This is a genomic window from Sphaerisporangium melleum (assembly GCF_014646695.1).
Taxonomy (GTDB): Bacteria; Actinomycetota; Actinomycetes; order Streptosporangiales; family Streptosporangiaceae; genus Sphaerisporangium; species Sphaerisporangium melleum.
The window spans coordinates 1-9274 of sequence record NZ_BMNT01000082.1 but is presented as its reverse complement, the minus strand read 5'-3'; the positions used below and the strand labels follow the sequence as shown (position 1 = coordinate 9274).

7 protein-coding genes are annotated in these 9274 nt (G+C 72.7%); 4 read left to right on the top strand and 3 right to left on the bottom strand.

What is annotated here, in order from left to right; genetic code table 11:
• Window positions 1-676: 676 nt before the first annotated feature.
• Window positions 677-1381: a FadR/GntR family transcriptional regulator gene (locus IEY93_RS36825; RefSeq protein WP_189167795.1), complete on the bottom strand. Its 705-nt coding sequence runs from the start codon at window positions 1379-1381 to the stop codon at window positions 677-679.
• Window positions 1382-1441: 60 nt separating this feature from the next.
• Window positions 1442-2251, bottom strand: coding sequence for an ATP-dependent sacrificial sulfur transferase LarE (gene larE, locus IEY93_RS36820; RefSeq protein ID WP_189167794.1), 810 nt, complete (start codon window positions 2249-2251; stop codon window positions 1442-1444).
• Window positions 2252-2663: 412 nt separating this feature from the next.
• On the opposite strand from larE, the gene larA reads away from it, so the two are divergent.
• From larA to larC, 3 genes are read left to right on the top strand one after another with little or no spacing between them, the layout of a single operon-like run.
• On the top strand, window positions 2664-3920 hold the full coding sequence (gene larA / locus IEY93_RS36815) for a nickel-dependent lactate racemase (protein WP_189167793.1): 1257 nt from the start codon (window positions 2664-2666) through the stop codon (window positions 3918-3920).
• A 22-nt stretch (window positions 3921-3942) separates the two neighbouring features.
• Complete coding sequence (larB, locus tag IEY93_RS36810; RefSeq protein ID WP_189167792.1) at window positions 3943-4608, top strand: nickel pincer cofactor biosynthesis protein LarB; 666 nt, start codon at window positions 3943-3945, stop codon at window positions 4606-4608.
• Window positions 4605-5720 carry a nickel pincer cofactor biosynthesis protein LarC gene (gene larC / locus IEY93_RS36805; protein ID WP_189167791.1) on the top strand — a complete coding sequence of 372 codons (1116 nt, stop codon included), beginning with the start codon at window positions 4605-4607 and terminating at the stop codon, window positions 5718-5720. The genes larB and larC overlap by 4 nt, the downstream gene beginning before the upstream one ends.
• Window positions 5721-5853: 133 nt before the next feature.
• Here the strand turns inward: larC and IEY93_RS36800 are convergent, their stop codons facing one another.
• Window positions 5854-6999 carry a lectin gene (locus IEY93_RS36800; RefSeq protein WP_229691782.1) on the bottom strand — a complete coding sequence of 382 codons (1146 nt, stop codon included), beginning with the start codon at window positions 6997-6999 and terminating at the stop codon, window positions 5854-5856.
• A 712-nt stretch (window positions 7000-7711) separates the two neighbouring features.
• Between IEY93_RS36800 and IEY93_RS36795 the strand changes: the two genes are divergently transcribed.
• A partial coding sequence (locus tag IEY93_RS36795; protein ID WP_268241608.1) for a ricin-type beta-trefoil lectin domain protein occupies window positions 7712-9274 on the top strand: 1563 nt, incomplete at its 3' end.

Here is a 9274-nt window from a genome sequence, read left to right as displayed (position 1 = left end):
GCCAGACCGCGACGGCGGCGACCGCCCCGCGGCACGAGGGGTGTGTCCACTGATCGACTCCTTGGACGGCAAGGGGGGTGGGGAATCGCGGGACAAGTCCGTGAGCCTGGCCTGGGCTCGCGGGACTTGCGTATCCGGGCCTGCCCGGGCACGGGTGGACGTGCGGCGGCCCGGGGTGAGATCGGCAAGAGGGGCGTGGCAGGCGCCGGGCCGGTCGGGCAAGGCGACGCGTCCGAGGATCAACTCGACGGTCCGCCTGTGCTCGTCCAGGCGAGCCGGTGTGGCTCCGGGCACCTTACTGCTGTCGAATCGATTCGCCTGAAGCTTAAGTTCAGGGTTCAAGAGATGTCAATGGCATGTGACCTGGAGGTGAATGCCGTGTTTCGCGGCCCGTTCACCGGATTCGCGGTCCGGCGCATCGGCGTACGCGGGTGGCAGTCGAATCGATTCGTCCAGTGGCCGGCATACAGGCGTCCACGCCCGGACCTGCTCCGCCACGGCGGCCGGACCGGCGGTGCTGTCCCGATCTCCGCCGCGCCGGCCGGCGTTCACGGCGCCCGGACCGCGGCTTCGCCGAACGCTCGGGACATCGCCGTGCACGGCTGCCGTACCGCGCCGTCGCGGCGCGGTACCCGAGGCGGGCCGTACGGACGAGCGGACCGTCTCGAACCGGGGACTACAGCGGGCCGGGGGCCGGGAGCGTGCTCTGGAGCTTCTCCCGGAGCCAGGTCTCCGTGGTGCTGACGTGCATGAGGGCCGCCGCCTGGGCGAGGGGCGCGTCGCGGTGGGCCAGCGCCTGGTAGATGGCCGTGTGCTCGGCGATGGTGCGGTCGGCCACGTTGCCCTCGACCAGGCCGCGCCAGACCCGGGAGCGGAGCGTCCGGCTCGCGATGCCGCCGAGCAGCGCGCACAGCGCCTTGTTGCCGGTCGCCTCCAGAACGGCGCGGTGGAAGGCGTCGTCGTGGTGATTGAGCAGTTCCACCTCGTCCCGCGCGGCGATCATCGCGTCGAGGTGCGACTCCACCCCGGCGAGCTGGCCGGCGGTGATGCGCGTGGCCGCCAGGCCCGTGGCCACCGGCTCGAACAGGCGCCGCACCTCGGCGATCTCCAGGAGGTCGTCGCCCCGCATCATCTCGACGGCGAGGCCGACCCCTTCGAGCAGCAGCTCCGGCTTGAGGCTCGTGACGTAGGTGCCGTCGCCTCTGCGCACCTCCAGCACGCGCGTGGTGACCAGAGAGCGGACGGCCTCCCTGAGCAGGTTCCGGGACAGCCCGAGCTCGGCGGCCAGCTCGTGTTCGGGAGGCAACCGGGTCCCCGGAGGGAGCGTCCCGTCCTTGATGAGCTCCCTGATGCGCACGATCGCCCGTTGGGTCAACGACATAGCCGGAATTTTCCCGCCTTCGTGCAGGGAAAGACCACTCGCGGCGCCGGTGGGTGCCGATCAGCGGGGGAGCAGCGGCAACAGGGCGTTCAGGCGTCCCGAGGCGAAACCGGACAGGTCCAGGGAGCAGAAGGTGAAACCGGCGCCGCGGACGGCGGCGTCGATGCGCTCGCGCAGCTCGCCCGCCCGGGGAATCTCCGCCGCGGGGACCTCGACACGGGCGAGCGTGCCCCGGGCGTGGGCACGGACCCGGCACACCGGGAAGCCGAGGTCGCGCAGCGCCGCCTCTGCCGTCTCGATCATGCGCAGGATCTCCGGGGTCACGGGGTCGCCGTAGCTCACCCGGGAGGCCAGGCAGGGCGCGGCGGGCTTGCCGGCGGTGACCAGCCCCAGGGCACGGCTGACCTCGCGCACGTCGGCCTTGGTCAGGCCGGCGTCGACCAGCGGGGCCACCGCGCCGCGCTCGCGCGCCGCCCGCTGACCCGGCCGGTGGTCGCCGAGGTCGTCCAGGTTGGTGCCGAGCGCGACGCGGGCGCCCATGGCGGTCGCCAGCGGGGCCACCGCGTCGAACAGCGCGGACTTGCAGTGGTAGCAGCGGTCGGGGCCGTTGGCCGCGTAATCGGGGCGGTCCGCCTCGTCGGTGCACACCTCGAGGTGCGCCAGGCCGTGCCGCCGGGCGAACTCGCGGGCGGCGGACCGCTCCGCGGCGGCCAGACTGGGGGAGACCGCCGTGACGGCCAGAGCCCGCGTGCCGAGCACCCGGGCGGCGGCGAAGGCGAGCAGCGCGGAGTCGGCGCCCCCCGAATAGGCGACGACCAGCGCGCTCTCGGCCCGCAGCCGCTCCTCCAGCCGGCTCATCGTGTCACTCATGGGCGTCTCCTTCCGGTCCGTCCGGCCCCGCAGGCCGTCCTCGGCTCCGGGGACGCAGCGCGGCGGTGTTCGCACCAGGCGCGGCGTTCCCGCAGACGGGGAACGGCGGGGCCGAGGTGCGTTTGGACGCTCTCACACCGCCGGGCCGGGGTGGTGCACCGGGCCGGTAGGGACACGGCGCCTGTCGATTGGTCCAATCAATATGCCCGGGACAGTAGGGTCACGCCCGGCACGGGTCAAGCCCATCAGCGGAAATAGCGGAAACGCTCTTTACTGACACCCGATGATTCTGGCAGGCTCGGCACGCGCCTTCACCGCCGTACGGATCGCGGCGTGCGGCGAGAAGAGATCGACGATGATCCGCTGCCGGACGCGGGGAGGTCCCGCACGGCGTGGGGGAGAGGAACAGGGCATGCGGGTTGACCTCGCCTACGGTACGGGCGGGCTCGCCGTGGACCTCCCGGACGACCGGACCACCGTGATCACTCCGATCGAGCACCCGGCCGTTGCGGACCAGGCCGCCGAGCTGCGGCGCGCGCTGCGCGAGCCCATCGCCGGCCCGCCGCTGCGCGAGCGGGTGCGTCCCGGGCAGACCGTCGCCATCTCCGCCTGCGACTACACCCGGCCGCAGCCACGCCACCTGATGATCCCGGCGATCCTGGCCGAGCTGGACGGGGTGGTCGACCTGGACGACGTGGTGATCCTGATCGCCACCGGCACCCACCGCGGCAACACCGACGCCGAGCTGCGGGCCATGTTCGGCGACCAGGTCGTGGACGCCGTACGGATCGTCAACCACGACGCGCGCGACCGCTCGTCCCTGCGCTGGATGGGCCGTTTCGGCAAGGACGTCCCGGTGTGGCTCAACCGGCAGTGGGCCGAGGCGGACGTGCGCATCACGACCGGCTTCGTGGAGCCGCACTTCTTCGCCGGGTTCTCCGGCGGGCCCAAGCTGGTCGCCCCCGGCCTCGCCGCCCTGGAGACCGTGCTCACGCTGCACGACGCGGCCCGCATCGGCGACCCCAGGGCCACCTGGGGCGTCATCGAGGGCAACCCCGTGCACGACGACGTGCGGGCCATCGCCGCCGCCACCGGCGTGACCTTCGCCCTGGACGTCGTGCTCAACCGCGAGCAGCGCATCGTGCGGGCCTTCGGCGGCGACCTGGCGCCGATGCACGCCGCCGCCACGGCCGCCGTACGGGCGACGGCGATGCGGCGTGTCGCCGAGCCCTTCGACGTGGTGGTGACGACCAACGCGGGCTTCCCGCTGGACCAGAACCTCTACCAGTCGGTGAAGGGCATGAGCGCCGCGGCCCAGGTCGTCCGGCCGGGCGGGACGATCATCTGCGCCGCCGAGTGCCGGGACGGGTTCCCCGACCACGGCTCCTACCGGGAGGTGCTCACCTCCGCGGCCTCTCCCGAGGCGCTGTTCGAGGAGATCTCCCGCCGCACCGAGACCGTGCCCGACCAGTGGCAGGTGCAGATCCAGGCCCGCATCCAGCGCGCCGCCCGCGTTGTGATGCACACCTCCTACCTCGGCGACGACGACCTGGCCGCCGCGCACCTGGAACGGACCGATGACATCGCCGCCACCGTGGCCGCCCTCCCCGGGCGGGTCTGCGTCCTGCCGGAGGGGCCGATGACCATCCCCTACCTCGCGGAGGAGTAGCCGTGCTCCGCGCCGTGCCGTCATGAGCGGGTCGAAGGACCTCGGGTACGCCCGGGTCGATCTGGAACGGGAGTCCCGCCAGGGACTGCCCGAGATCGTCTACGGCCCGGGCAAGCAGGTGAACGAGATCGCCGGGATCGTCACCACGCTGCTCGACCGGAACACCGGGCCGGTCCTGGCGACCCGGGTCGAGCCCGGCGCGGCCGCGGACGTGCTCGCAAGCGTTCCGGGCGGCCGGTACGACCAGGCCGCCCGCCTGCTGGTCTGGCGCGCCGCCGAGCCGATCGGCCACACGGTGGCCGTGGTCACCGCGGGGACCGCCGACGGCCCGGTGGCCGCCGAGGCCGCGGCCGTCGCCGCCGCCCTCGGCCTGACCACCACGCTCATCAGGGACGTGGGCGTGGCGGGGCTGCACCGCGTGCTGGCCGCCACCGCCGACCTGCGCGCGGCCGACAGCGTGATCGTGATCGCCGGTATGGAGGGGGCGCTGGCCAGCGTCGTCGGCGGCCTCGTCGAGACGCCGGTGATCGCCGTGCCGACCTCCACCGGCTACGGCGCGGCGCTGGAGGGGGTGACGGCCCTGCTCGCCATGCTGACCTCCTGCGCGGCCGGCATCACCGTGGTCAACATCGACTCCGGCTTCGGCGCCGCGCTCGCCGCCTACCGCCTCACGAGGGGACCGAGGTGATCCTGCACCTGAACCCGTTCACCGGCCTGGCCGGCGACATGCTGCTCGCGGCGCTGCTGGACGCGGGCGCCGACCTTGAGGCCGTGCGCCGGGCCGTCGCCCTGACCGGGCTGACCGGCTGGCGGCTCTCGGCCGAGCGGGTGCGCACCGGGCCGCTGAGCGCCCTCCGCGTGCGGATCGACGTGCAGGACGACGCGACCGAGCGCCCCGCCGCGACGCTGATCGAGATGGCGTTCCGGACCGGCCTGCCCGTCGCCGGGGCGGCGCTGACCGCGATCGCCGAGGTGGAGGGCGCGCTGCACGGCGTGCCGGCCGCCGAGGTGCACCTGCACGAGCTCGGCGGGCACGACACGCTGATCGACATCGTCGGCTGCGCGGCGGCGCTGCGCGACCTCGGCGTGACCCGGGTCCACTGCGCGCCACTGCCGCTGGGCGAGGGCACCGTGCGCACCCGGCACGGGGTGCTGCCCGTGCCCGCTCCGGCCACGCTGGCCCTGCTGCGCGGCGCGCGGGTGCGGGGCGGGGCGTCGGGGGAGGCGGTCACCCCGACCGCGGCCGCGCTGCTCCGCGCCGCCGGGGCGGTCTACGGCGAGGCGCCGGAGATGACGCTGCGGGCCACGGGGTACGGCGCCGGGACCCGGGAGCTGCCGGACCGGCCGAACGTGGCCGTGGCCATGCTGGGGACGCCCGCGGCCGGGCACGAGACGCAGATCGTGCTGTCGACGAACCTCGACGACGTGACCGGCGAGGTGCTCGGGCACGTCCTCGGGCGGCTGCTGGCGGCGGGCGCCGCGGACGCCTGGGTCACTCCCGCCGTCATGAAGAAGGGCCGTCCCGCGCACGTGCTGCACGTGCTCGCGCCCGCCGAGCGGGCGGACGCCCTGCAGGAGGTCGTCTTCGCCGAGACGGGAAGCCTGGGGCTGCGCCGCGGCACGGTCGAGAAGGTCGCGCTGCCCCGGCACTTCGAGACGGTCGAGCTGTACGGGCAGGACGTCCGGATGAAGCGCGGGCCGTGGGGGGTCAAGCCCGAGCACGACGACCTGGTCAGGGTGGCCGAGGTCACCGGCAGGCCGCTGAGGGACCTGGCGCGCGAGGCACTGGACGCGCTCTGACCGGGCCGCCGGTCACATGGCTCACGCCCCGCGCGCGGGCGGGGCGTGAGCGTCGAGTCGCACGGCGGACCCGGGGCCGTGCGGTGGCCGGCCGATGCGCCCGGCGGACCGGGCGCGGGCCTGCCGGGGTGGATCAGACGCGGGTCCAGCGCTGGTTGGCTCCGCCGTTGCAGGACCAGATCTGCAGCTTGACCCCGTTGGCGGTGGAGTAGTTCGGCACGTCCAGGCACTTGTTCGCCCCGACGGCGGTGATGGTGCCGTCGGAGTTGAAGCGCCACTTCTGGTTGTTCTGGCCGTTGCAGTCCCAGATGATCACCGAGGCGCCGTCGGCGGTGCCGCCGCCGTTGACGTCCAGGCACTTGTTGCCGTACACCCGCAGTTCACTGGCGCTCGTGGAGGTCCACTGCTGGTTGGCCTGGCCGTTGCAGTCGTAGATCTGCGCCTGCGCGCCGTTGGCCTGCGAGACACCGGTCACGTCCAGGCACCGGCCCGACCCGACGCCCCTGATCGCGCTCGTGCTGCCGGGCGCGGTCGGCGTGGGCGTCGGGGACGGCTGGGTGCCGCCCGGCTCGCCGATGCTGCCGGAGACCGACTGGAGCGCCGCGTACCAGGCGGCGGCCATCTTGTCGTAGCCGCCGGCGGTGGGGTGGATGCCGTCGATGAGGTCACCGGTGGTCAGCTTGCTGTGCATGTCGACCAGGTGGACCCGCTTGCCGCTGCTGACCTTGCTCTGCACGATGCCGGGCACGGCCGCGTTGAAGGTGCGGGCGTTCGCTTCCTGGCCGGAGTTGGACAGCGGGATGATGGTCGCCACGAACACGTCCGCGTTCGGCACGGCGGCGGTGATGTGGTCGATCAGCGTGGACAGCCGCTGCGGCGCGGAGGACACGTTGTAGTTCTGCAGGATGTCATTGGTGCCGATGTGCAGCAGCACGGTGCGCGGATTGTAGTTCCGCGCCCAGCCGGTGATGTTGGCGTCGATCTGGTCGATGCGCCACCCGGGGTGCCCCTCGTGGTCGTGGTCGCCCAGCGAGCCCGGCCCGTTGAACTGCGACCCCACGAAGTCCACCGTGTACCGGCCGGAGGCCAGGCGCTGCCACAGGCCGATGCGGTACCCACCCGGCACCTGCGTGCCCTCGGTGATCGAGTCACCCAGCGGCATCACCCGCACCCCGCCGTTGGACTCGGCGCCGGCCGCCCCGGTTCCCAGCACCGTGCCCAGCGACGCCATGACGACGGTCAGCAGCGCGACACCCAGCGATCGTCTCCAGGCGCGCATGCTCAACCTCTTTCCGGGAGCGACAGGGGAGCGGACATGGTTGTTAGCGTTAACATCGGAATTTCTGCAGCCTTCCCATTCATGGCGGAAAACGAGGGGGGTGAGGATGGAGACTTGCGTGCCGAGCTGTTAGCGCTAACAGCAAAGTCGCGAGCCGGTGCTCCTCTCCGAGCCGGAGGTGAGGTGGTGGTGTGGCGGAGCAAATACGACCACCGGGGCCCTGTCAAGAGTGGCCGCCGGGCCGCGTACCGGCGGGTTCGCCCGCTGTAATGGGGCGCATACGCCACTACCAGCGCGATCGCACTTCGACCTGGAGTGCGGTGTGATGAAATTTTCACCGCGACGGACCGGTGTGCCTCGCGGGGAAACGCACCGGCGAATCCGGGAATCATCAGTGCAAGCCGTTCGTGAAACGCCGCCGCCCCCGGTCGGAACGGTTCGTCAAGGGTCTTGACAGGCTTCATGGGGATTCCCACACTGTGCGCGAGGCGGCTTCCTCCTGTCCGGTCGGTGGTGAGTGGCAGAGGCCGTCTGTCACGCCGGTGACCCCGCCGGTCGTCCCGCGGTCCCGCCGCGATGGCCCGTGCCCGTCGGACCCGCCGGCGTCCACCGCCCCCTCTCCACAGTTCCGCTCCGCGAGCGCCCATCGCCGGAGCGCGACCGGCCCTGTGCCGGAACGCGCCCGGGAAACTCCCGACCAGCAGGAGACCCCATGCGACCACGCAGACCCCTATGGCGAACGTCCCCGGCGCGCGGCGCGGTACTACGCCGGCTCCGCGCCGGCCGCCCGCGCAGGCTCGCCGTCGCCGTGCAGCTGGTGGTCCTCGCCATGGTCTCGGCGGTCTGGGCCGGCGTGGACGGGGCGGTGGCGGACACGGTGCGCACGGCCGCCGGAAGCGCCGCCGTGGCCGCCGCCGTGGTGACCAAGCCCCCGATGGGCTGGGCGTCCTGGAACACCTTCGCGGCCCAGATCAACTACAACGTGATCAAGGCGCAGGTGGACGCGATGGTGTCCTCGGGGATGAAGGACGCCGGGTACGAGTACGTCAACATCGACGAGGGCTGGTGGCAGGGGACGCGGGACGCGGCCGGCAACATCACGGTCGACACGGCCGAGTGGCCCGGCGGCATGCAGGCGATCGCCGACTACATCCATAGCAAGGGCCTCAAAGCGGGCATCTACACCGACGCCGGCCGCAACGGGTGCGGCTACTACTATCCGACCGGGCGCCCGGCGGCGCCGAACAGCGGGAGCGAGGGGCACTACGACCAGGACTTCCTGCAGTTCTCCCGCTGGGGCTTCGACTTCGTCAAGGTCGACTGGTGTGGCGGGCAGGCCGAGAACCTGAACTCCCGCACCACCTACCAGGCGATCAGCGACGCGATCGACCGGGCGACCGCGCAGACCGGGCGGCCGATGGTGCTGTCGGTCTGCAACTGGGGCGTGCAGAACCCGTGGGACTGGGCGCCGGGCATGTCCACCATGTGGCGCACCAGCGGAGACATCATCTACTGGGGGCAGAGCGCGTCGATGGACCGGGTGCTGGCCAACTTCGACTCCGCCCAGCATCCCGCCGCCCAGAGCGTCGGCCACTACAACGACCCCGACATGCTCATCGTCGGCATGAACGGCTTCTCGGCCGCGCAGAACCGCACCCACCTGGGCCTGTGGGCGATCTCGGGGGCGCCGCTGCTGGCGGGTAACAACCTCGCCACGATGAGCGCCGAGACCAGGGCGATCCTGACCAACCGCGAGGTGCTGGCGGTCGACCAGGACCCGCTGAGCCGGCAGGGCGTGAAGGTGGCCGAGGACCAGAGCGGCCGCCAGGTGTACAGCAAGGTCCTGTCGGGGGAGAACCGCCGGGCGGTGCTCCTGCTCAACCGGACCACCTCCGCCGCCTCGATCACCGCCCGCCTGTCCGACCTCGGGCTCAGCGGGACGGCCACGGTGCGCAACCTCTGGACCGGAACCGACGCCGGCACCGTCACCGGCTCCTACACCACCACCGTCCCCGCGCGGGAGGCCGTCCTGCTCACCGTCACCGCCACCGGCGCCGGTCCCTCGCCGTCGCCGTCGCCGACTCCACCAGGCGGCGCGGGCGCGATCAAGGGCGTCGGGTCGGGCCGGTGCCTGGACGTGACCGGGGGCGCGGCGGCCAACGGCACCCAGGCGCAGATCTACGACTGCAACGGGCAGACCGGTCAGCAGTGGACCTCCACCAGTGCCGGTGAGCTGCGGGTGTACGGCAACAAGTGCCTGGACGTCAACAACCGG